Genomic DNA, 24,239 nt, shown 5'->3' on the forward strand with positions numbered 1-24,239 from the left:
TGAAACAAAAAGGCCAGCTCCGCAAGGGGCTGGCCTTTTTGTCTTTTTACCGGTGAAGCGTAAGATAGTGCGCTTACGAGTTTTCAGCCGAACCGGACAATCACCTTGAGCTCTTCCTCCCCGCCCGACATCTCCCCAGCCGAAGCCAGCCGCAATTTCCTGGTGGTCTGCGTGTCGCTGACGTTCTGTTTCGTGGTGTATTCGATGCTGATCGTGGCGGTGCCGGTGTATGGCCTGCAACTGGGGGCCTCACCGGTGGCGCTGGGGGCGATTCTCAGTAGCCAGTATCTTTTGCCGCTGTTGCTGGCCATTCCGCTGGGTGGCGTGGTCACACGTTATGGCGGCCGGGCCACCCTGATGGCCGGAGCGGCCCTGTTAGTGGCCGGGCTGTTGTCGGTGCATTTCTGGTATGGGTATGCCGGCCTGGTGCTGGGCCAGTTATTGATTGGCCTGGCGCACCTGCAGATGGTGCTGTCCGCCCAGACCATCATTTCCAACCTGGGGACCGGGCCGCAGCTGGAAAAATACTTTGGCTGGTACGCCACCTGGTTGTCGGGCGGGCAGGTGATCGGTCCGTTGCTGGCGGGCGCGATTATGGATAACAGTGACGGCGTGGGGCCGGTGTTTCTGGTGATGGCCGGTTTTGCGTTACTGGCCGGCATCACCGGCTTGATGCTGACAGGCCAGGCCCGCGAACGGCTGGCGGTTAAACGCAAACAGGTTGGCTTTCGTGCGCAATGGGGACTGATGCGGGCCAACCGGGGCGTGCAGGTATCGGTTCTGGTCACGGTACTGGGCATGTTTGCCCTGGGCGTGTATGGCAGCTACCTGCCGGTTTATCTGGAAAGCCTGGCGCTGACACCAGTAGTAATCGGCGTGCTGGTCAGCCTTCGGGCCGGCGTTTCCATGCTGGTGCGGCCGTTCATGGCCCGGATTATTGCCGCTGCCGGTGGCCGAGAGCCGACGGTGCTGCTGTCACTCGGGGCGCTGGCGGCCGGCATCGGCTTGCTGGGTATTTCCGAGCAGATCCTCTGGCTGGGCCTGCTGGCGGTGGTCGTTGGCGTAGGCTCAGGACTCACCCAGCCGTTATCCATGGTGATCCTGGCTGAGAGCGTGGACCGTGAAAAGCGCTCGGGCGCGCTCGGCATGCGCCTGATGGCCAACCGGGCGATTCATTTTCTGGCTCCGCTGATGTTTGGTCTGGTGCTGGAAATAGGCGGTTTTGCCTTGGCGTTTGGTGTGTCGGGGCTTGGCATTGCGGTGTTTGTGATCGTTATGAAGCGGATGATGGGGCAACCGAGAGCCAAGTGATGGCTCTGGCGCAGGATTTAAAGTTCAATCACCACTCGCAGGCCGGCACCGGAGCCATTCATAAAGCTGATCTCACCCCCATAGCGACTGACGATGTCCCGGACAATGGCAAGCCCCAGCCCGTGTCCGGGCATTTGCTGGTCCAGCCTCAACCCACGCTGCCCGAGATTCGCTACCTCGCTTTTTTCAACGCCAGGTCCATCATCGGCGACCACTATTCGCGCGACACCGTTGCCTTGCTCTAGTGAGAGCTCTACACACTGTGACGACCATTTGCCTGCGTTGTCGAGCAGGTTGCCCAGTATCTCGTTCAGGTCTTGCTCTTCAATTGGCCAACGACTTTCCTCCGCGAGCGGGCTGGACAGCTCAAAAGACTTTTCCGGATACAGACGGCCCAGCATCCAGAGCAAATCTCTCGACTGTTTTAACGGGTAAGCGCTTTTTCCAACCTGAGGCCCGGCAAAGCGGCTTCGGCGCATTTCCGCTTCCAGTTGTTTGTCGATGTCGTCAAGGCGGACCGCCATCTGATGCCTCAGATCATTGTCGAGCGGGCGGCCTTCGTCCTCCAGAATCTGCCGGACTGCCGCGATGGGTGTCTTTACGCTGTGGGACAGGTTGGCCAGGGCATCCCGTGAACGTTCCAGCCGCTGGTCCAGAGAGTCCAGCAATTGGTTGAGCTGTTGAACAAGTGGGCGAAATTCTTCCGGGGCCTCGACATCGATACGTGAAATCTCTCCATCCTGCAGCCGCCTTAACGCTGCCTTTAGGGTCACAACGGGCCTCAGTGACAGATTGATGCCAAGCCAAATCACCGAAACCAGCAGAAGAATCAGTAAAATAGACACAATCGCAGTCCAGGCATGCAGCTCTGACTGGCTGCGCTTCAGCGCACCGAGATCTTCGGAAACGATAACAACGATGGGGGTATCACCCACGCGAAATGACTGGCGGTAGGCAAGAATATCCGAAGGTGCATCAGCTATTTCGGAGCCATGAACCCGAAGCGTGCCATCCTGGCCCGACTCAACCAGAGGCATCAACAAAGGTTCCCAGGCCTCCGGCGAAATGATGGTCCGGGAGGGCGAGTGTATGGCAAAAGCGTGATGAAACACGTCCTGGAAATAATCACCGGTCTGCAGCGTGTCCAGCTTGCCGTCGGAATCGCGAATCTGATGTTCAAGAAACGCGACTTCGTCCTGGAGCCTGCTTTCAACAAACTCCCGCGCCATGCGGTCCAGCAACAGACCGTGGACCAGCCAGGCCAGCGCCATCAGGCCGATACCGGCCGGCAATAACAGAGCGAGCAGGGCTCCCTTGACGGACGCCGGTTTTCTAAACACCGTCATTGAACAGATACCCTTGGCCGCGCCGTGTCGAGATGGTGTCATTGCCCACCAGCTTTCTTAGCCTTCGAATGTAGGCCTCAATAACATTGTCACTCGGGCTTTCGTTCAGATTGTAGAGTTGCTCCATCAGCTGTTCCTTTGAAAAAACATGGCCGGGGCGGCTCATCAGGCAGCGTAATAGCCGGAATTCGGTGCCGGTCAGGCTATGTTCGGTGCCATCATTGAGCTTCAGGCTCTGGCGATTCTCGTCCAACTCAAAGCGGCCCGCTGTCACTGTGGAATGAACCCGGCCTTCGCTTCGTCGCACGATGGCGTTGAGGCGGGCAATCAATTCTTCCGTCTGGAAGGGCTTGGCCAGATAGTCGTCTGCGCCGGCTTTCAGGCCATTGACCTTGTCCTGCCAGTCGCCCCTTGCGGTCAGGATCAGTACCGGGCAGCTGACCCGGTTCATGCGCCATTTCCTCAGTACGTCCAGACCATTACCGTCCGGCAGTCCCAGATCCAGAACAGCCACCCGATAGTCTTCCTGCTCACCCAGAATCAAGGCTTCCCTGGCGGTGTAGGTTGTATCAACACTGAATCCCGCTTTCTCCAACTGACCACTCAGCCCATCAGCCAGCAAACGATCATCTTCGACGAGCAGTAAACGCATGAGTCTGTCCTTTTCGGGGGTGAGGTGAGGGTATATCCCCAGTGTCGTTGATCAACCTGAATTCAGCCTGAACGGCAAATACTTTGATTTTTTCAGAAAGAATTCAGGTTCGTGCGAGATGGTAGCAATGGTTTCTTGGCATTGCTCAATTTTCAGAGCAAGCCAGAGCACATTATTTCACAGGAGAAGACGGGATGAATGCATCAAAATTTCTGGTTATTGCGGCGGTAGTGTCGATGCCCGCAGCCACGTTTGCAGCCGGAGCCGACGGCCATGGCCATGGTATGGCAAGCGGCGAGCCCGGCAAGGCTTCCCAGGCGAGCCGAACCATCAACGTTGAAATGTATGACAACTACTACGAGCCGGAAATGATTGACGTAGAACCCGGCGAAACAGTGCGCTTTGTTGTGGAGAACAAAGGCAACCTAGTTCACGAATTCAATATTGGCACTCCCGGCATGCACGACGCCCATCAGAAGGAAATGAAAATGATGGTTGAGCATGGTGTTATTCAGGGAGGGCAGATTCACCACGACATGATGAACATGGATATGGGCAATGGCCACTCCATGAAGCACGACGATCCGAATAGCGTATTGCTGGAGCCGGGTGAGAGCCAGGAGGTGGTCTGGACGTTTTCCGACAAGGGCAATGTCGAGTTTGCCTGCAACGTGCCCGGCCACTATCAGGCCGGCATGTATGGCGAGATTAACTTAAAGTAATTCAGGTTGTTGATAAAAAAGTAGTTTTCCGGATTGGCGATGTTATAGCCAATCCGGACTTAATGCAGTGTTGTTTTGGAGTAAAGCCCATGAAAGTACGTCTGCTGACGGGGCTGTTGAGCCTGTTAATGCCGGCTTTGGTGCTGGCCGGAGAATACAATCTCACGGTCGACCGGGTGGAAATCGATACCGGTGATTTTGTGAAAGAGGGTATCGGCTACAACGGAAAATCCCCGGGGCCGGTCCTGCGTTTCAAGGAAGGCGAGGATGTCAGGATTAATGTAACCAACAACCTCGATGAGGCGACATCTATCCACTGGCACGGACTGATTCTTCCGTTCGAGCAGGATGGCGTGCCCGGCATCAGCTTTCCCGGCATTCAACCGGGAGAGACTTTCACCTATGAATTCCCGATAACCCAGGCCGGAACTTACTGGTTCCACAGCCATTCCGGCTTTCAGGAGCCCGACGGTGCCTTCGGGGCCATCGTTATCGAACCAGAGGGGCGGGAGCCGTTCCGGTATGACCGGGAATACGTGATCCAGCTGACCGACAAGCATCCCCATTCCGGTGATCGCATCATGCGGAACCTGAAGATGATGCCGGATTACTACAACCGACAGCAGCAGACTGTGGGGGAGTTCTTCTCGGATGCCTCCAGCAACGGTTTGATGGACACCATCCAGGACCGTATGGCCTGGGGCGACATGCGCATGATGAAAGCGGATGTTGAAGATGTTCAGGGCTTTACCGGCATGATCAACGGTAAGGGGCCGGCGCAGAACTGGACCGGCCTGTTTGAGCCCGGCGAGCGGGTTCGGCTGCGATTCATTAACTCATCGGCCATGACGTATTTCGATGTCCGGATTCCCGGGCTGGATATGACGGTTGTTCAGGCCGACGGTAATAACATTCAGCCGGTCAACGTGGATGAGTTCCGAATCGGCGTTGCCGAAACCTACGACGTGATTGTTCATCCCAAAGATGAGCGAGCGCACACCATCTTCGCCGAGTCCATGGGCCGTTCTGGCTATGCCAGGGCTACGCTGGCTCCGGAAGAAGGCATGGAAGCACCCGTACCCCCGATGCGTGATCCGGCACGGCTCACCATGGCAGACATGGCCGGCATGCCGGGAATGGATCATGGAGACATGGACCATTCTTCCATGGAAAATATGGACGACTCCAACATGCAGGACATGGACCATGGCTCCATGGACGGTATGGATCATTCCAAGATGGGCGGTGATGACGGCCAGCCGAGTGATCCGTTTTACGCGAAGGGCAGTGGCATCATGCCGGTTGCTGCCAATGACGGTAAGTTCCTGTCGTACGCAGACCTGAAAGCCCAGAAACCTCTCTATGAAGAGCGCGAGCCAACCCGGGAAATCGAGCTGCGGCTGACCGGCAATATGGAGCGTTACACCTGGAGCATCAATGGCGTGAAATACGAAGATGCAGACCCGATTCGTCTCCAGTATGGCGAGCGCGTTCGCTTTAAATTCGTGAATGAAACCATGATGACGCACCCCATGCATCTCCATGGCATGTGGTCGATCCTGGATGTCGGCGCGGGCAAATGGAACCCCATCAAGCACACCGTCAGCGTTCAGCCAGGCACCACCGTGTACATGGAAACCGAAGTTGATGCGCCGGGGCAGTGGGCGTTCCATTGTCATCTGTCTTATCACGCAGCAGCCGGTATGTTCCGCAAGGTGATAGTAGAGGGCGGCCCGGATTCGACTCAGGCAAAGACAGACGTTGCGATTGAAGAAGGAGGTGATGCATGAGCCGTATTCGATCTTTGATAACCGTCAGCCTGCTCGGTTCGATGGTTTTTCCAACCGCTGTGGCCGCTCAGGAAATGATTGCCGACACCACCTCCCGGAAGCAGGCTCTGACCTCTTGGGGAGTGCAGTTCGAGGAGCTTGAATATCGGTACAGTGATGACGATGAGGAGCTAGGCGTCTGGAGCGCGGACTTTTTCTACGGAACTGATGATCTGAAAGTCCGGTGGCTGACCAAAGGGGAATACGCCATTGAGGAGCAGGCCTACGAGGGGCTGGAAAACCAGTTGGTCGCGCAGGTTCCGATTTCCGACTTCTTTGACGCCAAGGCCGGTGTCCGGTTCGACACGCCCGAGGGTCCAGACCGCACCTATGCCGTTCTTGGCATAACCGGCCTGGCGCCGCAATGGTTCGAGATTGATGCCAACCTTTATGTAAACGAGGAAGGCGACACATCCGCCGGGCTGGATGCTGAATACGAGTTGTTGCTGACCAACTACTGGATTCTGTCCGCCGCGGTGGATGCCACCGTGGCGTTCAGCGAAGACCGGGAAATCGGCGTTGGCAAGGGGCTGGTTTCCACCGAAACCGGTCTGCGCCTGAGTTATGACCTGGTCGATCGCGCTTTCTCGCCCTACATTGGTGTGGTGCATGAGCGTAAGTATGGTGATACCGCCGATATTGCTGAGGCCGAGAGTGGCAGCACGGAAGACTGGTTTGCCGTAATCGGCGCACGCATCGCTTTCTGATTCCGCTTTTAGCGGGCCAGGGTTAATTTCCCTGGCCTTTTTCAGTAGTGATTCAGGTTGAGATGTTGTGATGGTGGGGAAGATAACCAGGCGAAGAGGTTCAACTTCATGACCAAAGCACACAAAGCAACAAGCCAGGAGGGCTTTCTGCTAAGCAGGAAGCTGACGGTCAAAGATCTTGATGAAAGTCAGTGGAAGGATTTCATCCAGGAGCTTACTCATCATCCCTGCGTTGATTTCGCAGAGCGAAAATCCGGCAACAAACTGCATGTCATTTACGACGGCACTCACTGGTCTACCGATGAGCTGGTGGAACTGATAACGGCCCGCGGGGGCCGGCTGAAAAGCGGGTGGTGGACCCGAAGGAAACTGGCCTGGTACCGATTTACCGATGAGAACGTTCGAGCCAATGCCAAACATGAGCCGTTTTGCTGTTCGAAAATTCCACCTATGAAACGTAAATAGACACCAGACCAACCGGAGGTTGAATGCGCGACGAGCAGGACAGAACCACTCGCTATCAGGAAGGCAGCCTCACTCTGCCAGGAACCGTTATGTTGGGAACCGGCGTCATGATTGGCGCCGGTATTTTTGCGTTGACCGGCCAGATGGCCCAGATGACAGGTGTTCTGTTCCCGCTGTCGTTCCTGGCGGCCGCCGTAATTGTCAGCTTCAGCGCTTATTCCTACATCAAGATTTCCAATGCCTATCCGTCAGCCGGTGGCATTGGCATGTACTTGCACAAGGCCTACGGAAACCGGCTACCGACCGCGTTCAACGCCTTGCTGATGTATTTTTCCATGGTAATTGCCCAGAGCTTTCTGGCGCGCACCTTCGGCTCCTACACCATGCAGCTTTTTGGTGGCGACGAAAGTGGGCGAATGGTGCCCATTCTCGGGGTGTCCCTGATCATTGCAGCCTTTCTGATTAACCTTCTGGGCAATCGAATGATTCAGGGTGTAGCCTCCTTCATCGGTATTCTGAAAATCGGGGGCATCCTGATCTTCGGGTTGGTGGGTGTCTGGGTCGCCGACAGCATTTCGGTCGATTTCTCTAGCCCTGGAGAGGCCGGAACCATGGGCAACTTCCTCGGTGCGACGGCACTGGGAATACTGGCCTTCAAGGGCTTCACCACCATTACCAACAGCGGCTCCGAAGTAATAGACCCTAAGCGGAACGTCGGGCGAGCCATTATTATTTCTATTGCGGCCTGCGTGGTGATCTACACCCTGGTCGGATTTGCCGTCGCCAGTAATCTGTCTCTGGCTGAAATTATCGAGACTCAGGATTATTCTCTTGCCGCTGCGGCGCGTCCGGCACTGGGAGAGTATGCCGTCTGGTTTACCGTCGCCATTGCCATGATGGCCACGGCCGGCGGCATTCTGGCCAGCATTTTTGCCGTCTCGCGTATGCTGGCCATGCTGACCGAAATGAAGCTGGTTCCCCACAGGCACTTCGGCATGCCAGGCAGCATCCAGAAGCACACTCTGGTCTACACTGTGGTGCTGGGGATCATTCTGACGGCGTTCTTTGACCTTTCACGAATTGCGGCGTTGGGCATCGTGTTCTACCTGATTATGGATATTGCCATCCATTGGGGGGTGCTGCGCTATTTACGCAAAGACATAAAGGCCAACGTATGGGTGCCAGCCACCGCCATTTTTCTGGATTTGCTCGCACTCGGGGGCTTTGTCTGGGTCAAACTGAATACTGACCCGTTTGTCATCGGCGTAGCCGTCGCGACAATGATTGTGATCGCAGTTGCGGAACAGATTTTCCTGAAGAAATCGGCCGGAATTGAGCCGCCAGAAGGTGGGCACTCTCATCATCACCACCACTGAAACCAGTCAACGGAACGGAGATTCGTCACATGATGGAAGGTCATATGTTCGGTAACACCATGTGGGCAGGGCACTGGCTCTGGATGCTGGTAATTGCCATTGTCGCCGTCATTCCGGCCTGGCGTATTTGCCAGCGCACGGGGTATTCGGGATGGCTGGGTTTTCTGATACTGATACCCGTTATTAACCTCGCTTTGCTCTATTTCCTCGCGTTTGCCGAATGGCCGGCAGACAAGACTGGAGACTGTAATGGCTGAACACGAACACGTGCATCACCACGACCATCACAACCATGACCACGACGAATCCGGCGAACACACGGTTAAGGATCCGGTCTGTGGCATGTCGGTGGATCCGCACACGGCGGACCATCGCAGCCAGCATGACGGTAAAACCTGGTACTTCTGCTCATCACGCTGCCAATCGAAGTTTGACGAAAACCCGGAACAGTATCTCGGCGAGGAGCAGAAGCGGGAAGAGCCGGTAGCACCGGGCACTATGTACACCTGCCCCATGCATCCGGAGGTTCGCCAGCAGGGTCCAGGGGACTGTCCTATCTGTGGCATGGCTCTGGAACCCGAGGAAGTGAGCCTGGATGACGGCCCCTCCGAAGAACTCACGGATATGACCCGCCGCTTCTGGATTGGCCTGGTGCTGTCTCTACCGGTATTGATCCTTGAAATGGGCGGCCACTTGACCGGGCTCGATCATATCGTGGCGCCACAAACCTCCAACTGGATTCAACTGGTCCTCGCCACCCCCGTGGTGGCCTGGTGTGGCTGGCCCTTCTTTGTCCGGGGCTGGAAATCGGTGGTCAGCCGTAACCTGAACATGTTCACGCTGATCTCCATCGGTACCGGCGTGGCGTTGATCTACAGCCTGGTGGCCACACTGGCCCCTCAAATCTTTCCGGATGCTTTTCGGCAGGAAGATGGCTCCGTTGCCGTGTATTTCGAGGCAGCGGCGGTCATTGTCGTATTGGTGTTGCTGGGGCAGGTGCTGGAATTGCGAGCCCGGGAGAAAACCTCCGGCGCCATTAAAGCTCTGCTCGACCTGGCGCCCGCCACGGCACGCAAGCTGGATGATGACGGCGGCGAATCGGATGTGTCACTGGATCAGGTCAAGGTTGGCGACCGCCTGCGCGTCCGCCCGGGGGACAAGGTGCCGCTGGATGGCGAGCTACTGGAAGGCAGCTCCAACGTGGATGAATCCATGGTGACGGGAGAGCCTCTGGCGGTCAGCAAGAAATCCGGTGATCAGGTGATCGGTGGCAGCATCAACCAGCAGGGTAGCTTCATCATGCGGGCCGACAAGGTTGGCCGGGATACCATGCTGTCTCAGATTGTGCAGATGGTGGCCAGCGCCCAGCGCAGTCGCGCGCCCATCCAGGGCCTGGCGGACAAGGTGGCGAGTTACTTTGTGCCAGCGGTAATCGTCATTGCCGTTGTTGCCTTTATTGCCTGGTCCTTCTTCGGGCCAACACCGCCGATGGCCTTCGGCCTGATTGCGGCGGTGAGTGTTCTGATTATTGCCTGCCCCTGTGCCCTGGGTCTGGCTACGCCCATGTCCATTATGGTCGGTGTCGGGCGGGGCGCCCAAAGCGGTGTTCTGATCCGCGATGCCGAAGCCCTGGAACGCATGGAAAAAGTCGACACTGTGGTGGTGGACAAAACCGGTACATTGACCGAAGGCAAGCCCCAGGTGACCAAGCTCGTTCCCTCGGAAGGGTTCAGCGAGGAAGAACTGATGCGGTTTGCCGGAGGCCTGGAGAAGGGTAGCGAGCACCCACTGGCCCACGCCATTCTCGATAAAGCCAAGGCCATGGAGCTGAAGCTACCGGACGCTGAAGACTTTGACTCCCCTAACGGCAAAGGGGTAACGGGCAAAATTGATGGCTGGCAGGTACTGATTGGTAACCGCCTGCTGATGGAATCCGAAAACGTCGATACGGCGGAATCGGAAGAGGAAGCCGACCAACTCCGCGAGGACGGAGCCACCGTGATTTTCGTGGCAGTGGAAGGAAAAATCTGCGGCTTGCTCGCCATCGCCGACCCGGTCAAGGAGACCACGGAAGCCGCCATTTCCGCCCTGCAGAAAGATGGCATCCGGGTCGTCATGCTGACCGGCGATAACCGCACCTCCGCCGAGGCGGTCGCCCGAAAGCTGCATATTGATGAAGTGGAAGCGGAAGTTTTGCCCGAAGACAAGGGCAAGATCGTTCAGCGCCTGAAAGACGAAGGCCGCATCGTAGTGATGGCCGGAGACGGCGTGAACGATGCGCCCGCCCTGGCGACCGCGGATGTTGGCGTGGCCATGGGCACCGGCACCGATGTGGCCATTGAAAGTGCCGGCATCACCCTGTTGAGGGGCGATCTTATGGGCATTGTGGAAGCACGCCGGTTGTCCCTGGCGACCATGCGCAATATCCGGCAGAACCTGTTCTTTGCCTTTGTCTACAACTCTGCCGGTGTACCCATTGCGGCGGGGGTTCTGTATCCGTTTTTCGGCATACTGCTGTCGCCAATTTTTGCAGCGGCTGCGATGTCCCTGTCTTCAGTCAGTGTGATTGTGAATGCGCTACGATTAAGGGTGGTCAAACTTGGGCCGAAACACTGAATTTCTGGAGACAGCTATGCCTTACACAATCAATCGAATCATCACGGATGCCGACTTCGAAGAGGTCGATAAAAGGACGCGCAAGGCACTTTCCGACCACAGTTTCGGGGTGCTGACGGAAATTGACGTCAAAGCCACCATGAAGAAAAAGCTGGACAAGGATATGTCAGCCTATCGAATTCTTGGGGCCTGTAACCCAAGCATGGCTTGGGAAGCCATCGGCGTGGAGCCTCGTGTGGGTGCCATGCTGCCTTGCAACGTCATTCTCCGTGAAGTGTCAGAGGGGGTAGAAGTCAGTGCGGTAGACCCCGTGGCTTCCATGTCCGCCATTGATAATGACGAGCTCAAGCAGGTTGCCGGGAAGGTCAGGGATGAGCTTTCTAAGGTTATTCAGGCGATCTGATTACTCAGACAGGATGTATTATTTAATATCGCTCTGAAGTGCGTGGGGAGAACGATGAGTACGTTCTACTTGTGGGCGTAGCATTGGCACCGTTTGTGTGGTTCTGAGCCTTTACGGCCTTGCCCGCAGTATCGGCCGGACGCACAGAGAACCGGGCAAGGGCGTGCCGGCAAGTCCCTGCTCTTTGCTGCCGCCATAGTTCCTCGTCTAGTGTCCCGTCTGGCCAATGCTATGCGATCACCCCAACACCTAACCAAGTTCTCTCAGCACTGGAAAGGCGGACAACATCCACGAAGCGAAGCGTGTCATCTGGCCGGTCAATACCATCACACCCATAATGATGAGCACCAAGCCCGCCAGAGCTCGCAATAACCGGCTCCAGCGACTGAACCACCGCATGCGCTCCCGGAAATGCTCGAAAAACATTGCCGTTCCGAGGAAGGGCAGTGCCAGCCCGAGCGAATACACCGTAAGATACAGCATTCCTGTTTCAGCGTTGGCGTGAGTGGAGCTGAGCGCCAATATGGCTCCGAGTATGGGGCCAATGCAAGGCGTCCAGCCGATGGCAAACGCCAGACCCAGTACGAAGGCCGCTGTCGGCCGTCCGCCTTCGAGCGTCTGCCCCATTCGCCAGTCGCGTTGAAGTGCCGGCATGCTCCACCAGCCCAGCATGAACAGGCCCATAAGGATAATCAGCACACCGGCTACCAGGTTAGCTTCCTGCCGGTAGGCCATCAGCCACTGACCCAGAAGACTGGCGCTCGCGCCCAGCGCGACGAAAACCACGCTGAACCCGAGTACAAAACAGACGCTCAGCCAAAATGCTTTCAGCCGATTCGAGGCCTCAGTCACCGCTCCACCGGTAACGACCGACAAGTAGCCCGGCACGAGCGGGAGAGTACAAGGTGAGAAAAAGGACACCAGACCGCCGAAGAAAGCGGCCAGAATGCCCCAGGTTGCAAGATCCGGCATTCAAAAACTCCGAAATCAGTGACTTTCCCGGTAGCTGGGGCCGACGTCAGTAGTCTTCATGTTCGCGGAACACGCTTTGCTGGCCGTTGGCACGGAAGGCAATCACCTGATAGTCCTGCTTCGTGCCCGTTTCCATGCCGGGGCTGCCCTGGACCATGCCAGGCACTGAAAGTCCTACCGTATTGAACTGGGGGTTTTCCAGGTAGGCGACAATATCGGCAGCCGGCACATGCCCCTCAATCACCAGACCATCAATCAGCCCCGTATGGCATGAGCCCAATTCGCTCGGCACCTGGTGCTTGGTTTTGATCTCGCTGATGTTGTTGGTGTCCTCTACGTTTACGTCAAAACCGTTGCGTTCAAGATGTTCTGCCCAGCCTGCACAACAGGAGCAGCTTGGGCTCTTATATACAGTAATGGTGTGAGCCGTTTGACCCGAAACAGCACTGTCGGTGGCTGGCTCTGAGGCCTGGAGTTTGAACCCAACAGCAACTGCACCAATGGCCAGAGCTGCCGAACCTGCGATGATTGTCTTGTTTCTGGTTTTCATAGTGATCTCCTGACAGGCATACCGGCATAACTCGGTGTTACCAACACTGCCTGTAAATATGGGGTATACGGATTTAATGGTTGATGGGGCACCTTCACCCCATCAATCTGATACCACCCTCAGATGGTTGATAGATCGACTCCGTAGTTGAGTTCCTCTGCGAAGTCCGGCAGTCCGTAACCGATGGTTTTCTTGTAGAAAGGAGAGACCTTCGCAGTCGGTGCCTTCTTCTTGTGCTTCGTGGTGTAGAGCATTCGTGCCCGCATCACCTCGAAGGAGTAACCGCGCCCTTCACGGTTCTTGTCCTTGGCCAGTCGGTTGATGGACTCCGTGTAAGCGTTGGTGACGGGCATGTCCGTCTCGAAGTAGGTCATGGTCTCTTCGCGCCAGTTTCCCACTGCCCTGACCAGATCGCTCCAGACTTCCTTTTGGCCCTTCGGGATGGTGGCTATCCACTCGTCCAGGGCGGCTTCTGCCTGGAGCCGTGTGGTGGCGTCCCAGATGCCGTAGAAGCGCTCCTTGTGCTCGTAGGCGGCCAGCAGTTGCGGGAACGCGCCTGTCCAGGTCTCCATGATGAGGCGCTCCCGGTCTGAGACTTCGTGAGCGCGTTTCAGCAGGATTTTCCGGTCTCCCTTGAGAGTCCGGCTCTGGGACGGTTTCAGCTCCTTTCTGAGGCCCTTGCGCACTCTCTCTAGGGCATCGTTGGCCATGCGCACCACATGGAACTTATCGACCACGATACGGGCCTGGGGCAGCACAGCCTTGACCGCTGCCCGGTAGGGGTTCCACATGTCCATGCTGACGATCTCGACCTTCTGCCGGTCTTTCGGCTTCATCAGGTAGTTGGTCACCACGTCCTGGCGGCGGGTGGCCAGCAGGTCGAGCAGGGTTCGCTCCTCAATGTTGGTCAGAATGCAGCGGTAGCGCTTGTTCAGGTATAGCTCGTCAATGCCCAGGATGCGGGGCGTCTCGAAGCGGTGCCAGCGCCCCAGGAACTCGGCGCGGGCGTTGAAGATGTCGCGCACCGTCTTCTCGTCCAGGCCGGTCTGTGCCGCCACAAAGGTGTAGGGGTGGTTGAAGGATTCCTTCTCCACGTACTCATGCAGCCGCAGTGTCATACGGAATCCGTCCACCATCTCCGGTAGCTGGGGCCTGAATGTTGTCTTGCAGGCCCGGCAGGTGTATCGGCGGCGGACCACCCAGAGAGTGACCCGCTTGCCGTGGATGGGCAGATCACGATAGGGAACGTCACGCTTGCCGAACCGTACGAACTCACCCTGCACGCCGCATTCCTCGCAGGCGATGGGATCGGGCACGTCCACCTGGAAGTGCATTTCGTCGTCGGTTGATTTGCAGCCCATTACTTGGTATTGCGGCAGGTGAAGGATGTTGTCGGGAAGTTCGGTCATGGTGTTGTATAGGCGTAGGTGTCAGTCAGATCCATCCGACTCGGCATTGGTGTTTGCTTTTTTACCCAACAAGCTGCTGGAAACGAAAAGTAAGGCACCGAGGACAATTGCAATATCAGCCAGGTTGAAGGCCGGCCAATGCCAGTCTCGCCAATAGAAATCAAAGGAATCCACAACATAGCCGCGAAAGACCCGGTCAATCAGGTTGCCCATGGCGCCACCGAGGATAAGACTGTAAGCGATGGCTTCTCCTTTATGACGATTTTCAAGGATCAGCTTGATCAGAAAAATCGAGACCACTACCGCGATTCCGATAAAAAAGTAGCGCTGCCAGCCTCCACCATTCGCAAAAAGACTGAATGCGGCACCGGTGTTCCATAGGTGCACCCAGTTAAAGAACGGGGTCACCGAAACATACTCGCCATAGGCCATTGATTGCTGCACCAGCCACTTTACAGCCTGATCAGACGCTGCCAGCAGGCCCGATATGGACAATAGGGCATACGGCGAGAGCTTTTTGCCAATAATGAGCATTATTTAACCCTTCAACGCCAAAATGCGTCTGGCACCGTTAAGTACAATGCCCCCCGCGATGGTGCCGATAATCAGATCCGGATAATTGGAACCGGTCCACGCGACCAGGGCGCCGGCGGTGATGACCCCCAGGTTGATCACCACGTCGTTGGCCGAGAATATCCAGCTTGCCTTCATGTGCGCCCCGCCTTCCCGATGTTTGGATATGAGCAGCAGACAACTGGTATTAGCAATCAATGCGACGAATGCGATAGCCATCATCACCAGCGATTCAGGCTCACTACCGAATACAAAGCGTCTCACCACCTCTACGAGCACGCCCACAGCCAAGATCAGTTGCAGTACACCAGCAAGATGCGCGGCACGTACCTGCATTTTCACGCTATGTCCAACCGCATAAAGGGCAAGCCCGTACACCGCCGCATCGGCAAAATTGTCCAGGGATTCTCCAATCAGGCCGGTGGACCGGGCGATCAGACCGGCAGTCATTTCCACCACGAACAGAAGTGCATTGATGCCGAGCAACCAGCGCAGGGTCCCGGATTCTTGCTTAGCAGAAGCTGCCGAAAACTCGGCGGCCTTGATGGTCTCCGGATTTGCAGCGACGGTTTCCTGAAGCGAGGCGCCTAGCCCCAAGGTCTTCAGTTTCGAGGTGACGGGCTCGACCTCGCCGTCATGCACGACCTTCAGCCGGCGGTTCGACAAGTCGAAGGACAGCGCCCGAATCTCCTCAAAGCCGTTCAGGGCTAGGCGAATCATTCGTTCTTCTGATGGACAGTCCATCTTCGGCACGGCATAAACACTGACCCATCTCCCTGGCGCCTCGGAGGAGGCCTGTATATCGGTATCCGCTGCGGACGTTGCATCACCGCCACAGGCGCCACCACAGGATTTGCTCATGATACGACTCCACTTGAACAATGTTGTGGTACCATTTAAAACTATAAAGCTACTATAAGGTCAATAGAGTAAAGAATCCGTTGGGGAGGAGGCTGATGCGCATTGGTCAGTTGGCGCAGTTGGTAGGGGTCGAAACACAGACGATCCGCTTCTATGAACAGCAGGGCTTGTTGCCGCCGCCTGATCGGCAGGACAACGGTTACCGTGTCTATACCGAGAAGCATGGTGAGGGGCTGGCCTTCATCCGTCGCTGCAGAATGCTGGGCCTGTCACTGGCTGAGATTCACGAACTACAGAGCTATCAGGACGACCCTCATCAGCCTTGTACCGCCGTCAACGCCTTGCTCGATGATCACATCTCTCATGTGCGGTCGCAGATAACCGCTCTGCAAGCGCTTGAGAAACAACTCGTTTCACTGAGAGCGAGTTGCAACGATGACCGGGAAGTTGAGGCGTGTGGGGTTCTTGCTGGAATTAGCGAAGGAAACATGCACCAGCAGTAGGTGAAGCATCAACCAGATAATCCGATGAGATGCCGGTCTGTCTCACTCTCATGCAAAGGTAAGATCAACCATTTAATCCGCTTACCCTAAATATGAACGGATATTCGGTTCACCAAGCCTTCTGACTCGGCGTAAAACTGCATCAGGATCAGGAGAGAGCGTCAGGTGGGGGGTCAGGACGTCGGGAGTATGACTGTGGTACGTGGCCCAAGCTGGAATCACGTTGGCTCCGGCTGTGGGTTCAATGGCGGGCGCTGGTGTTCTGGTAATTATGCCGAGAATAGACAGGGAGGCGCAGTGAGGTGCCGCCAGGCGACAATGTTCTTGCTCAGAGACATCACAACCTTCAGGCATTCCAGAATGGTTTATACGTGAGGCGTCAGCTTGGGAGTGGGCGGCTCCGTTGCAGTCACTCGCGTTGATGGGTGTGCTATCGGTTTTGCCACTTACCACGCCAGCGAGCCCCTGATTGGGGCCGCCAATCAACAGCAGAATGCTTAGTAGTGCTGTGATAAATGGGCTAGTGGGCATCGCTGCTTCCTGGCTCGGGTTGGCATCTTCATTGCTGAACTCTGTCTGACTATAAAACTCTTGAGTGGCTCACACGTCAAGCATGGCCAAACGTTTTCTTCCGATTGTTGGTCGGTTCATGGATTCAGATCAAAGTTCTCTCAGACCTGGCCGGTTCATTCAGTTTGAATTCAGGCCGCTGTGATTAACTCCATAGAATACTCAACCTAACGAGAGCAAATTCGGTATGGACATCAGAACCTTCGGTGAATTGATCGAGTGGACCAGAGACTTGCATAAGAACCTTGCTGAGTGTCTGGGGCATTGTGCAACACGTCATGAAGAGGAGAGGGCAACGGCGTTGCTGGAGTACCTTTCATCCCATGAGTCAGAGCTGGCCCGGATTGTCGATGAGTTTGAACACCAAAGTGCAAGCAATACGCTTGAAACTCGGGTTTACGATTATCTGAAACATAACCCGATAAAAACTCACCGTACCTGTGACGAACCCTACGCCAAACAGGATTTTCAGGGGATCTACCGCGAGGTTATGGATTTTCATGAGCAAGTGATGGATCTGTATAGAAATCTTTGGGAAAAAGCAGAAATTCCAGAGGCCCGTGAGTTGCTGGGAGGGCTATTGGATATGGAAAAGAATGAGTCTATGCGCCTGGCTCGACAGATAGGCCGAATGGATGATCTGTGATTCTCCGCCGACGCGTTGAGAGCCACGCGTGTTCCCCGACACAGGAAGCAGAAAATTCATGCTTGAGTATCCACAAATCGATCCAATAGCTATTTCACTGGGCCCTCTACAAATACATTGGTACGGACTGATGTACCTTGTTGGCTTTCTTGCCGCATGGTGGCTGGGTCGTCGACGGGCGCATCGGTTGGGTTTGAGTAACGAAGCTATTGAAACACTGATTTTTTACTGTGTCGTTGGCGTGATACTTGGTGGTCGGCTCGGTTACGCAGCGTTTTACGGCTTTGAAAAATTTGCCGACAACCCACTTTGGTTATTAAAAATCTGGGAAGGCGGCATGAGCTTTCACGGAGGCTTCGTCGGAGTACTGATTGCAGCCCTGGTTTTTGCTCGCAAGCAAAATCTGCACATTTTCCGGCTTACGGACCTTATAGCCCCTCTGGTTCCAATCGGTTTGGGCGCGGGGCGCCTGGGCAATTTCATCAACCACGAGCTCCCGGGAAGGGTAACAGATGTCCCTTGGGCATTGGCGCTCCCTCACATGGGCCCGGAGCTCCGGCATCCTTCAGCGTTGTATCAGTTCGTGCTGGAAGGTGTTGTGTTGTTTATCGTGCTGTGGTGGTTCACTCGCCAACCTCGACGAACTGGAGCCGCCTCCGGGTTGTTCCTTTTGCTCTATGGTGTTTTCCGTTTTGCCGTCGAGTTTGTTCGACTTCCCGATCCACAGTTGGGCTTCATCGCCTTTGGCTGGATGACGATGGGGCAGCTACTGACACTACCGATGATCATTGGGGGGCTTGTTTTGGTTGCCTGGTCCAGAAACCAATCTGCTGCCAACATGGCGATATCGAAGCCCTGATAGCTTTCACACCTGAAAGATAGGAGCAAATCCGCCGCCGGGCGTTCGGAAGTTGGTCGTCTGCCCTTTGTAGATCCGGGCGGCGGTAAGCAGAGTTTTTCCAGCGTAAGTGTACAGACGGATATCGACTTTTCCGGTCGTTACCGTGTCGTCAATTCTGATGCCTCGCTCTCCCGGGGGAACGAGATCCTGGGCAATATAATCGCCCTCAAGAATGTTTTCGAAAACACGCTTGGTCAGTTTGTCACCCCGGTAGACCCCTTTGCTGCCATGGCCGGAAACGGGTTTGAAGAAGAGGCTGCGGCGATCACGCCATAGCTGAGCCTCATCGTCCCGGGAAACCAGCCTTGCCTTTGGCACTGTTCTTTCCAGGAGTTTCACATTCTCGGTATCCAGCCCCCATTCACGCAAAGTCGATGAGTCCGACAAGAGGGTCAGGTTGCGCTTGTCCGCCAACACGGCATGTGTCCGTGGGTTGGGCGTTACCACGACTGCGCCGTCTCGATACGCACGCCTCAGCGCTGCATGGCGTGGAGACTCCAGTGCGAAATCCACCAGCCGGTTGTACACCATGTCAATGTGTTGCCCGCCCGCCGTAAGCACACCATCGGCGTATTCAAACTCGGCAGAATCAAAAATCAGGGTATCTATTCCCCGGGCTGAAAGGAGTCGTTGGGCCATCTGGAATTCCGGATACATGAACTGACTTTCCGGGGCCTCATCCACAATCGCCACACGGCTGAGCCTGGAATCCCCACGTTGCGTTTGCCATTCGGCGTTGAACATGTTGAATACGGCATCGTCGAAGTTGTCCAGCGCGGGACTGACTGCCGGCGCGTGGGGTGGCTGGCAACACCGGCGCTGAGCCCGGGCAAGTACGGCGTTAAGAAAAGCGCCACCGGCATTGGTGTTGATTTCAATCAGTTGCGGACCTTCGGGTCCCAGATGAAAGTCATAACTCATAAACGCACCGACAGGGCCGGGGTCAAACTGCGCGATTTCCGGAGCCCACGACAGGACTTGCTTCAGGTAAGACGGAAATCTGCTCACAGACTCAATCGCCTCAACGGCTCTCTCCATCGTCACGATGTCAGCTGTGGGGACGAAAACGGCTGTGTCTGCGAAGAACTGATCGAGTTCCGGAACTTCTGTTGTTGGAAACCCCATGCCGGTGCCCGAAAACTGGTCCCGAAGGCTTGCGTTGAGGGCATCCCGATCAAGGGTGATGCAGTAACAATGACGATTCAGCCGATCCGCGTCGGTATTGGCTGTTTGCGGAATATCTCTGGGATCGTCAGGCATTTACGCACCAATGATAAATAAATTTCTGAGAGCTTTTCAGCCAGGTTTCAGCTTGCCGTGTTCAACTGACATTGACGTGTCTTCATGGTCGCATGCGTGAAAGCACGATCGTCCGGCGATAAACACCATTCCGCCATTCTGATCACAAGGTGACATCATGAAACATCCCTTTCGTAACCAGTGGTTTGCTGGCCTGACCGCAACGCTTTTGATGAGTCTATCACTGACGGTGTCGGCAGACAGCAGTCGGGCCTTCATCCCCATGGGGGAGGCAGATTCCGTAGCTGTGATGGATCTGGAAAATCACCGTTTAACGTCGACAATCTCCGGCACGGTCAATACCCACGGTTCCGCACTGACTCCGGACGGTCGCTTTCTGATTGTTGGCAGCTTAACGGCGCATGATGGTCAAAAGACACCCGACCGGCCAGCCGGGGTCTCAGAAGACGAGCATGCCGCCCATCATGGAGGCGGTAACACCACAGCTCCGGAAGCATCCGGTACTGGTCGGATCTATGTTGTGGACACCCGTACCAACGCCACCGATCGCGTATTCGAAGTGCCGGGGCCGATGCACCATGCTCTGGTAACAAAGGATGGCCGTTATGCGGTCTCCACCCATCCAATGGGCGGCGGCATCAGTGTTGTTGATCTGGATTCGGGTGAAGTTGCTGAAGTGATAGCCACCGGCCCCAATCCCAACTACCTAACGACGACTGACAATGGGCAGACGTTATTTGTCAGCAATGCCGGTAATGGCACGATCAGTGAAGTGGATACCCGGAACTGGTTCGTGAAACGGAATATTCGCATAGGTGGTGCGCCGGAGCACATGGTACTTGCTCCCGACGACAATCATCTTTATGTCAACGACGTTGCTTCCGGTGAAGTGGTAGCTCTCAAGCTTTCTGAAGGCTCTGTGACGAAGCGGTACGACATCGGGGGCTCACCTCATGGTCTCGATCTCAGCGCTGATGGGAAGTTCCTTTTTGCGACCAGTCAGGGCGATGAAACAATCGTTCGCATAGAGCTCGACAATCATTCCCGCAAAAGTGCGCAGTTGGCGCCAGCTCCCTACCACCTCGCAACTTCCCCCGTCGATGGCAGCCTGCTGGTTACCAGCCGTGGCCAGCCAAAGCTCTGGATTCTGGACCCGGAGTCCCTGGCTATTGTCGAGGAGATCGCACTGGAAGGGATTGGCCATCAGATATCGATTGATAGCCAGTAACCATGCATGGGCGGTTTACTTCATGAAAGGAACAGTTATGGACCGACGCTTCAAAATCACACTGGCAATATTTTTCGTGATTGCGCTGATTTTGCTTTGGGGTGAACACAAAGTTCATCTTCTCGGGGCTTTGCCCTGGCTGATACTTCTCGCGTGTCCGCTACTCCATGTATTCATGCATGGTGGCCATGGTCACCACGGCCCGCAAGGGAAGAAGGGAGATCAGCGAGATGAACAGTGAGTTACCGAACTATGGCCTATGGGGGTTGGTGGTACTCAATTCAGCGATTTTCATCTTCTTCGCCTTCAGTTTTTTCAAACCACAGACAAAGCGTGACTGGCGTTCATTTGGCGCGTTCAGTGCCTTTCTCGTCGCGTTGTTCACGGAGATGTACGGATTCCCGTTGACGATCTACTTTCTCTCAGGTTGGCTGCAGTCACAATATCCTGATGTGAACTGGCTGGCTCATGACAGCGGGCATCTGCTCGAAATGCTGTTTGGCTGGCAAGGTTCCCCGCATTTTGGGCCCTTTCATCTGTTAAGTACGGTGTTTATTGGTGGAGGTTTCTACCTGATTGCCGCAGGCTGGCGCACCCTGTACGCGGCTCAGAAAGCGGGGAATCTGGCAACAACCGGACTCTACGCCTATATCCGTCACCCGCAGTACGTGGGTTTTGTTCTGATTATGTCTGGTTTCCTCCTCCAGTGGCCGACACTACTGACCCTGGCCATGTTCCCGGTGTTGCTCTGGATGTATTCACGATTATCCATCAGTGAGGAACGTGAAACTGAGAAGATGTTCGGGGATGCCTGGCGAAACTATGCGAACAAGACGCCAAGGTTTTTCCCGCGATTGCGGGGGATGGGGCGCCAAGCTTGAACCCAAAATCCGAGAAACTAAATGACAATTTCAGCCTCATTTCAGATTTATATGGTTTAATTTAATTCAGCAGAGGTTAGTAAGAGTTTTAGCTTTCCATTTGCGTTTTCTCAGAAATTTTCACCGCAGCCTTGGCTGCGGTTTTTTTCGTGTAAACAAAAAAAACCGCAATATAAAAAATATTGCGGGAATTGAGAATGGCTGAGACCATTCGCAATGCAAAAATAAAAACTTGCGACTACGTCCGATCAGGCAGTCATGCCATGTAAAAATGACTGACTGCCAATTCTACTGTAATGGAAAACTGCAATTTCATAAAGTTCAGGTTTTGTTATGACTCCTTGCTTTTCCCGGACTTATTATTACTCATTTTAGAATGCATCTTTTCGTGCATTTCTTCGTGGTTTTCCGTTAGGTGCAAACAGGTCTTGCGCACATCCTGTGTCTCAATGGTTTTGTTTGGATAGCTGCGTGCTTCGTTTATTCGGTCAGCTTGACCGGAATTGGCACTAGCGGCAGATGAGAAAGCTATGGCAACGGCGACTGCAATAATCGAAACTTTCATTATCATATCCCTTTTCTGTTTATCTATGCATTATTCGTGAATGAATATTCGCAATCAGGTCCCCGACATATCCTCCTTTTTTGAAGCTTCCAATCTATCCAGGGCGCTATGATAGGCTTTTCCTTCTTTGCTCATCATTTGTAAGCGAGCATCCATTCCGGATTCGGAAAAACCGTAATTCGTCATTTCTTTATGTAAATATTGAAGCCTGTCATTATTTACAATCTTCTCAAGAGCGCTTTTATCTTTAAGGTCCGTACCCGCATTATCCATATCATTTGAAACGTTTCCTGCAAGTGCAGATGTTGAAAGAGTAACTGCGGTTACAAATGCAAATATCTTTTTCATGATTTCACCTCCTGTTGGCTTGGTGATTTCATTAGATCACCGGTTCCTGAATCGTCCCTGAAATTTAAATAAAAAAATAAAAATTTTATGTATGTTTTTCGGCTTCAAGTAATAGTTGAGTCAGATCAAGATTTTGGAAGCTGCAAGTAAATTTCAGGCTGGATTCAGGTTGAGAACATAACATCTGCTCTTCGGAAACACGTTCAGTGGAGAATCCAAATTGTCCATCCCCTCTCACTTCATTAAATCGGCGGTTGTCGGTGTGCTGGTGCTGATTAGCCTCCCTGCACGGGCTGAACCAGAACTGCAACTGACCAGCGCAATCAATGCCGCCATCGAAAACGATCCCTGGCTTCGTCAGAGCGCGCACCTGCAAAGCGCGCTGCTGGATGAGTCCGTTGCTGCAGGGGCATTACCGGACCCTCGCGTAACCCTTGGCGCGGCGAATCTGCCCACGGATACCTTCGACACCGGCCAGGAGGCGATGACTCAGGCAACGGTTGGCTTCAGCCAGAAAATTCCCAGGGGTGATAGTCGGCAACTGGCCAGTGCGAAAATGCAGCAGATGGCCAGCATTCAGCCGTTTCGCCGTGAGCAGCGCCAGGTGCAGGTAATGGAAACGGTGACCCATCTTTGGCTTGATCACTGGCGGTCTCAACAGAGCATCCGGATTATCGAGCAGAACCGGGGGCTCTTTGAGCAGTTGGCCGACGTGGCCGAAGCCGGCTATACCTCCGCGACCATGGGCTCCAGGCAGCAGGATATTATTCGCGCCTCTCTGGAGCTGACTCGCCTGGAGGACCGGTTAACCACCCTGAATTCACAGCTCGCCTCAAGTCAGGAGTCTCTGGGTGAGTGGGTTGGTCCGGCACAGGCCCGGCTCGCGGTCAGCGAGGAGATGCCAACAGAGCTGCTGCAGGCGTTTCCTGCAGGCTGGCGTGAGACCACGGCGAATGCGCTGACTCGTCACCCATCAATCCGCGCTACCGATCAGTTGATAGAAGCAAAGTCTACCGATGTGGACCTGGCCCGGCAGGCCTACAAGCCGGAATGGTCGGTCTCCGCCCAGTACGGGTTCAGGGACAGCGCTCCCAACGGCCAGGACAGGGCAGATCTTTTCTCGGTGGGCGTTGGTTTCGACCTCCCGATTTTCACCGGTAATCGCCAGGACAGAACCCTGAATGCCTCAGCGGCCCGACTGGAAGCTGCGAAGACGGAACGCCTGCTGCAGATCCGGAGCCTTCAGGCCAAAGCCCGTGCCGCCATGGCCCGGATTGAACGGCTGGATGACCGCATAAACCTCTATCAGCAAACCCTGCTGCCCCAAATGGAAGAGCAGGCCAGTGCCGCGCTTTCGGCTTATGACAACGACGACGGCGATTTCGCCGAAGCCGTGCGGGCCCGGATCGCCGAGCTCAATGCTCAGGTTGAGCTGATACAGATGAAGGCCGAACGTGCAAGGAATCTGGCGAGTTTCCGATACCTTACCGCGGACTCCTCTGAAATAACCCCACTTTCACTGACTCGTTATCAGGACTGACCATC

At 55.1% G+C, this 24,239-nt stretch carries 26 protein-coding genes; 16 read left to right on the forward strand and 10 right to left on the reverse strand.

The window, feature by feature from the left end:
• Nucleotides 1-105 precede the first annotated feature (105 nt).
• A complete protein-coding gene (locus BMZ63_RS04130) occupies nt 106-1,311 on the forward strand; it encodes an MFS transporter (RefSeq protein WP_227663507.1) in 1,206 nt (401 codons plus the stop codon).
• A gap of 17 nt (nt 1,312-1,328) precedes the next feature.
• Here BMZ63_RS04130 and BMZ63_RS04135 read toward each other — a convergent pair whose 3' ends face one another.
• Both BMZ63_RS04135 and BMZ63_RS04140 read right to left on the reverse strand, forming a co-directional pair.
• A complete protein-coding gene (locus BMZ63_RS04135; protein WP_091702063.1) occupies nt 1,329-2,657 on the reverse strand; it encodes an ATP-binding protein in 1,329 nt (442 codons plus the stop codon).
• The gene (locus BMZ63_RS04140; protein ID WP_091702066.1) at nt 2,644-3,309 is read right to left on the reverse strand and encodes a response regulator transcription factor; all 666 of its coding nucleotides are present in this window, start codon (nt 3,307-3,309) and stop codon (nt 2,644-2,646) included. The genes BMZ63_RS04135 and BMZ63_RS04140 overlap by 14 nt, the downstream gene beginning before the upstream one ends.
• Nucleotides 3,310-3,503: 194 nt before the next feature.
• On the opposite strand from BMZ63_RS04140, the gene BMZ63_RS04145 reads away from it, so the two are divergent.
• The 8 genes from BMZ63_RS04145 to BMZ63_RS04180 all read left to right on the forward strand — a co-directional run bounded on the left by BMZ63_RS04145 (nt 3,504) and on the right by BMZ63_RS04180 (nt 11,427).
• Nucleotides 3,504-4,031, forward strand: a complete 528-nt coding sequence (locus tag BMZ63_RS04145) for a cupredoxin domain-containing protein (protein ID WP_091702068.1) — start codon at nt 3,504-3,506, stop codon at nt 4,029-4,031.
• 89 nt (nt 4,032-4,120) lie between these two features.
• Complete coding sequence (locus BMZ63_RS04150) at nt 4,121-5,821, forward strand: copper resistance system multicopper oxidase (protein ID WP_091702071.1); 1,701 nt, start codon at nt 4,121-4,123, stop codon at nt 5,819-5,821.
• Nucleotides 5,818-6,567 carry a copper resistance protein B gene (locus BMZ63_RS04155; RefSeq protein ID WP_091702074.1) on the forward strand — a complete coding sequence of 250 codons (750 nt, stop codon included), beginning with the start codon at nt 5,818-5,820 and terminating at the stop codon, nt 6,565-6,567. Before BMZ63_RS04150 ends, BMZ63_RS04155 begins: the two co-directional genes overlap by 4 nt.
• A gap of 108 nt (nt 6,568-6,675) precedes the next feature.
• Nucleotides 6,676-7,032 (forward strand): hypothetical protein, encoded by a 357-nt coding sequence (locus tag BMZ63_RS04160; protein WP_091702076.1) that lies wholly within the window; start codon nt 6,676-6,678, stop codon nt 7,030-7,032.
• Nucleotides 7,033-7,055: 23 nt separating this feature from the next.
• A complete protein-coding gene (locus BMZ63_RS04165; RefSeq protein WP_091702079.1) occupies nt 7,056-8,408 on the forward strand; it encodes an APC family permease in 1,353 nt (450 codons plus the stop codon).
• A 29-nt stretch (nt 8,409-8,437) separates the two neighbouring features.
• Nucleotides 8,438-8,665: a DUF805 domain-containing protein gene (locus BMZ63_RS04170; RefSeq protein WP_091702081.1), complete on the forward strand. Its 228-nt coding sequence runs from the start codon at nt 8,438-8,440 to the stop codon at nt 8,663-8,665.
• Entirely contained in the window at nt 8,658-11,024 is a 2,367-nt protein-coding gene (locus tag BMZ63_RS04175; RefSeq protein ID WP_091702083.1) for a heavy metal translocating P-type ATPase, read from the forward strand. Before BMZ63_RS04170 ends, BMZ63_RS04175 begins: the two co-directional genes overlap by 8 nt.
• A gap of 16 nt (nt 11,025-11,040) precedes the next feature.
• Nucleotides 11,041-11,427 carry a DUF302 domain-containing protein gene (locus BMZ63_RS04180; RefSeq protein WP_091702086.1) on the forward strand — a complete coding sequence of 129 codons (387 nt, stop codon included), beginning with the start codon at nt 11,041-11,043 and terminating at the stop codon, nt 11,425-11,427.
• A 249-nt stretch (nt 11,428-11,676) separates the two neighbouring features.
• Here the strand turns inward: BMZ63_RS04180 and BMZ63_RS04185 are convergent, their stop codons facing one another.
• The 5 genes from BMZ63_RS04185 to BMZ63_RS04210 all read right to left on the reverse strand — a co-directional run bounded on the left by BMZ63_RS04185 (nt 11,677) and on the right by BMZ63_RS04210 (nt 15,792).
• Entirely contained in the window at nt 11,677-12,399 is a 723-nt protein-coding gene (locus tag BMZ63_RS04185) for a cytochrome c biogenesis CcdA family protein (RefSeq protein WP_091702088.1), read from the reverse strand.
• A 46-nt stretch (nt 12,400-12,445) separates the two neighbouring features.
• On the reverse strand, nt 12,446-12,949 hold the full coding sequence (locus tag BMZ63_RS04190; RefSeq protein WP_091702091.1) for a DUF411 domain-containing protein: 504 nt from the start codon (nt 12,947-12,949) through the stop codon (nt 12,446-12,448).
• Nucleotides 12,950-13,068: 119 nt separating this feature from the next.
• Nucleotides 13,069-14,358 carry an ISL3-like element ISPpu12 family transposase gene (locus BMZ63_RS04200; protein ID WP_091702093.1) on the reverse strand — a complete coding sequence of 430 codons (1,290 nt, stop codon included), beginning with the start codon at nt 14,356-14,358 and terminating at the stop codon, nt 13,069-13,071.
• Nucleotides 14,359-14,379: 21 nt separating this feature from the next.
• Nucleotides 14,380-14,892, reverse strand: a complete 513-nt coding sequence (lspA, locus tag BMZ63_RS04205; protein WP_003821921.1) for a signal peptidase II — start codon at nt 14,890-14,892, stop codon at nt 14,380-14,382.
• A 3-nt stretch (nt 14,893-14,895) separates the two neighbouring features.
• Nucleotides 14,896-15,792, reverse strand: a complete 897-nt coding sequence (locus BMZ63_RS04210; RefSeq protein WP_004364974.1) for a cation efflux transmembrane domain-containing protein — start codon at nt 15,790-15,792, stop codon at nt 14,896-14,898.
• A gap of 95 nt (nt 15,793-15,887) precedes the next feature.
• On the opposite strand from BMZ63_RS04210, the gene cadR reads away from it, so the two are divergent.
• From cadR to lgt, 3 genes are all read left to right on the forward strand, one after another.
• Entirely contained in the window at nt 15,888-16,295 is a 408-nt protein-coding gene (gene cadR, locus BMZ63_RS04215; RefSeq protein WP_091702096.1) for a Cd(II)/Pb(II)-responsive transcriptional regulator, read from the forward strand.
• 757 nt (nt 16,296-17,052) lie between these two features.
• Complete coding sequence (locus BMZ63_RS04220) at nt 17,053-17,511, forward strand: ATPase (RefSeq protein WP_091702099.1); 459 nt, start codon at nt 17,053-17,055, stop codon at nt 17,509-17,511.
• 58 nt (nt 17,512-17,569) lie between these two features.
• Entirely contained in the window at nt 17,570-18,370 is an 801-nt protein-coding gene (lgt, locus tag BMZ63_RS04225) for a prolipoprotein diacylglyceryl transferase (protein WP_091702102.1), read from the forward strand.
• 6 nt (nt 18,371-18,376) lie between these two features.
• Here the strand turns inward: lgt and BMZ63_RS04230 are convergent, their stop codons facing one another.
• On the reverse strand, nt 18,377-19,672 hold the full coding sequence (locus BMZ63_RS04230; protein WP_091702104.1) for an ATP-grasp domain-containing protein: 1,296 nt from the start codon (nt 19,670-19,672) through the stop codon (nt 18,377-18,379).
• A 157-nt stretch (nt 19,673-19,829) separates the two neighbouring features.
• On the opposite strand from BMZ63_RS04230, the gene BMZ63_RS04235 reads away from it, so the two are divergent.
• Genes BMZ63_RS04235 through BMZ63_RS04245 form a run of 3 tightly spaced genes read left to right on the forward strand, consistent with a single transcriptional unit; the run spans nt 19,830 to nt 21,781 of the window.
• Nucleotides 19,830-20,900 carry a YncE family protein gene (locus BMZ63_RS04235; RefSeq protein WP_091702107.1) on the forward strand — a complete coding sequence of 357 codons (1,071 nt, stop codon included), beginning with the start codon at nt 19,830-19,832 and terminating at the stop codon, nt 20,898-20,900.
• A 37-nt stretch (nt 20,901-20,937) separates the two neighbouring features.
• Entirely contained in the window at nt 20,938-21,141 is a 204-nt protein-coding gene (locus BMZ63_RS04240; RefSeq protein ID WP_227663510.1) for a DUF2933 domain-containing protein, read from the forward strand.
• On the forward strand, nt 21,131-21,781 hold the full coding sequence (locus BMZ63_RS04245; protein WP_091702109.1) for an isoprenylcysteine carboxylmethyltransferase family protein: 651 nt from the start codon (nt 21,131-21,133) through the stop codon (nt 21,779-21,781). The genes BMZ63_RS04240 and BMZ63_RS04245 overlap by 11 nt, the downstream gene beginning before the upstream one ends.
• 331 nt (nt 21,782-22,112) lie before the next feature.
• Here the strand turns inward: BMZ63_RS04245 and BMZ63_RS04250 are convergent, their stop codons facing one another.
• Nucleotides 22,113-22,346, reverse strand: coding sequence for a hypothetical protein (locus BMZ63_RS04250; RefSeq protein ID WP_143072195.1), 234 nt, complete (start codon nt 22,344-22,346; stop codon nt 22,113-22,115).
• Between the two features lie 54 nt (nt 22,347-22,400).
• The gene (locus tag BMZ63_RS04255) at nt 22,401-22,694 is read right to left on the reverse strand and encodes a hypothetical protein (RefSeq protein WP_091702115.1); all 294 of its coding nucleotides are present in this window, start codon (nt 22,692-22,694) and stop codon (nt 22,401-22,403) included.
• A gap of 220 nt (nt 22,695-22,914) precedes the next feature.
• Between BMZ63_RS04255 and BMZ63_RS04260 the strand changes: the two genes are divergently transcribed.
• Nucleotides 22,915-24,234 (forward strand): TolC family protein, encoded by a 1,320-nt coding sequence (locus BMZ63_RS04260; RefSeq protein ID WP_091702117.1) that lies wholly within the window; start codon nt 22,915-22,917, stop codon nt 24,232-24,234.
• The last annotated feature ends 5 nt before the right edge of the window (nt 24,235-24,239 follow it).

The organism is Marinobacter persicus (genome assembly GCF_900114155.1).
Classification (GTDB): domain Bacteria; phylum Pseudomonadota; class Gammaproteobacteria; order Pseudomonadales; family Oleiphilaceae; genus Marinobacter; species Marinobacter persicus.

Bases quoted from the DNA above. Each gene is read 5' to 3' on its own strand.
- BMZ63_RS04135 (WP_091702063.1), bottom strand. From the start codon at position 2,657: ATGACGGTGTTTAGAAAACCGGCGTCCGTCAAGGGAGCCCTGCTCGCT.
- BMZ63_RS04140 (WP_091702066.1), bottom strand. From the start codon at position 3,309: ATGCGTTTACTGCTCGTCGAAGATGATCGTTTGCTGGCTGATGGGCTG.
- BMZ63_RS04145 (WP_091702068.1), top strand. From the start codon at position 3,504: ATGAATGCATCAAAATTTCTGGTTATTGCGGCGGTAGTGTCGATGCCC.
- BMZ63_RS04150 (WP_091702071.1), top strand. From the start codon at position 4,121: ATGAAAGTACGTCTGCTGACGGGGCTGTTGAGCCTGTTAATGCCGGCT.
- BMZ63_RS04155 (WP_091702074.1), top strand. From the start codon at position 5,818: ATGAGCCGTATTCGATCTTTGATAACCGTCAGCCTGCTCGGTTCGATG.
- BMZ63_RS04160 (WP_091702076.1), top strand. From the start codon at position 6,676: ATGACCAAAGCACACAAAGCAACAAGCCAGGAGGGCTTTCTGCTAAGC.
- BMZ63_RS04165 (WP_091702079.1), top strand. From the start codon at position 7,056: ATGCGCGACGAGCAGGACAGAACCACTCGCTATCAGGAAGGCAGCCTC.
- BMZ63_RS04170 (WP_091702081.1), top strand. From the start codon at position 8,438: ATGATGGAAGGTCATATGTTCGGTAACACCATGTGGGCAGGGCACTGG.
- BMZ63_RS04175 (WP_091702083.1), top strand. From the start codon at position 8,658: ATGGCTGAACACGAACACGTGCATCACCACGACCATCACAACCATGAC.
- BMZ63_RS04180 (WP_091702086.1), top strand. From the start codon at position 11,041: ATGCCTTACACAATCAATCGAATCATCACGGATGCCGACTTCGAAGAG.
- BMZ63_RS04185 (WP_091702088.1), bottom strand. From the start codon at position 12,399: ATGCCGGATCTTGCAACCTGGGGCATTCTGGCCGCTTTCTTCGGCGGT.
- BMZ63_RS04190 (WP_091702091.1), bottom strand. From the start codon at position 12,949: ATGAAAACCAGAAACAAGACAATCATCGCAGGTTCGGCAGCTCTGGCC.
- BMZ63_RS04200 (WP_091702093.1), bottom strand. From the start codon at position 14,358: ATGACCGAACTTCCCGACAACATCCTTCACCTGCCGCAATACCAAGTA.
- lspA (WP_003821921.1), bottom strand. From the start codon at position 14,892: ATGCTCATTATTGGCAAAAAGCTCTCGCCGTATGCCCTATTGTCCATA.
- BMZ63_RS04210 (WP_004364974.1), bottom strand. From the start codon at position 15,792: ATGAGCAAATCCTGTGGTGGCGCCTGTGGCGGTGATGCAACGTCCGCA.
- cadR (WP_091702096.1), top strand. From the start codon at position 15,888: ATGCGCATTGGTCAGTTGGCGCAGTTGGTAGGGGTCGAAACACAGACG.
- BMZ63_RS04220 (WP_091702099.1), top strand. From the start codon at position 17,053: ATGGACATCAGAACCTTCGGTGAATTGATCGAGTGGACCAGAGACTTG.
- lgt (WP_091702102.1), top strand. From the start codon at position 17,570: ATGCTTGAGTATCCACAAATCGATCCAATAGCTATTTCACTGGGCCCT.
- BMZ63_RS04230 (WP_091702104.1), bottom strand. From the start codon at position 19,672: ATGCCTGACGATCCCAGAGATATTCCGCAAACAGCCAATACCGACGCG.
- BMZ63_RS04235 (WP_091702107.1), top strand. From the start codon at position 19,830: ATGAAACATCCCTTTCGTAACCAGTGGTTTGCTGGCCTGACCGCAACG.
- BMZ63_RS04240 (WP_227663510.1), top strand. From the start codon at position 20,938: ATGGACCGACGCTTCAAAATCACACTGGCAATATTTTTCGTGATTGCG.
- BMZ63_RS04245 (WP_091702109.1), top strand. From the start codon at position 21,131: ATGAACAGTGAGTTACCGAACTATGGCCTATGGGGGTTGGTGGTACTC.
- BMZ63_RS04250 (WP_143072195.1), bottom strand. From the start codon at position 22,346: ATGAAAGTTTCGATTATTGCAGTCGCCGTTGCCATAGCTTTCTCATCT.
- BMZ63_RS04255 (WP_091702115.1), bottom strand. From the start codon at position 22,694: ATGAAAAAGATATTTGCATTTGTAACCGCAGTTACTCTTTCAACATCT.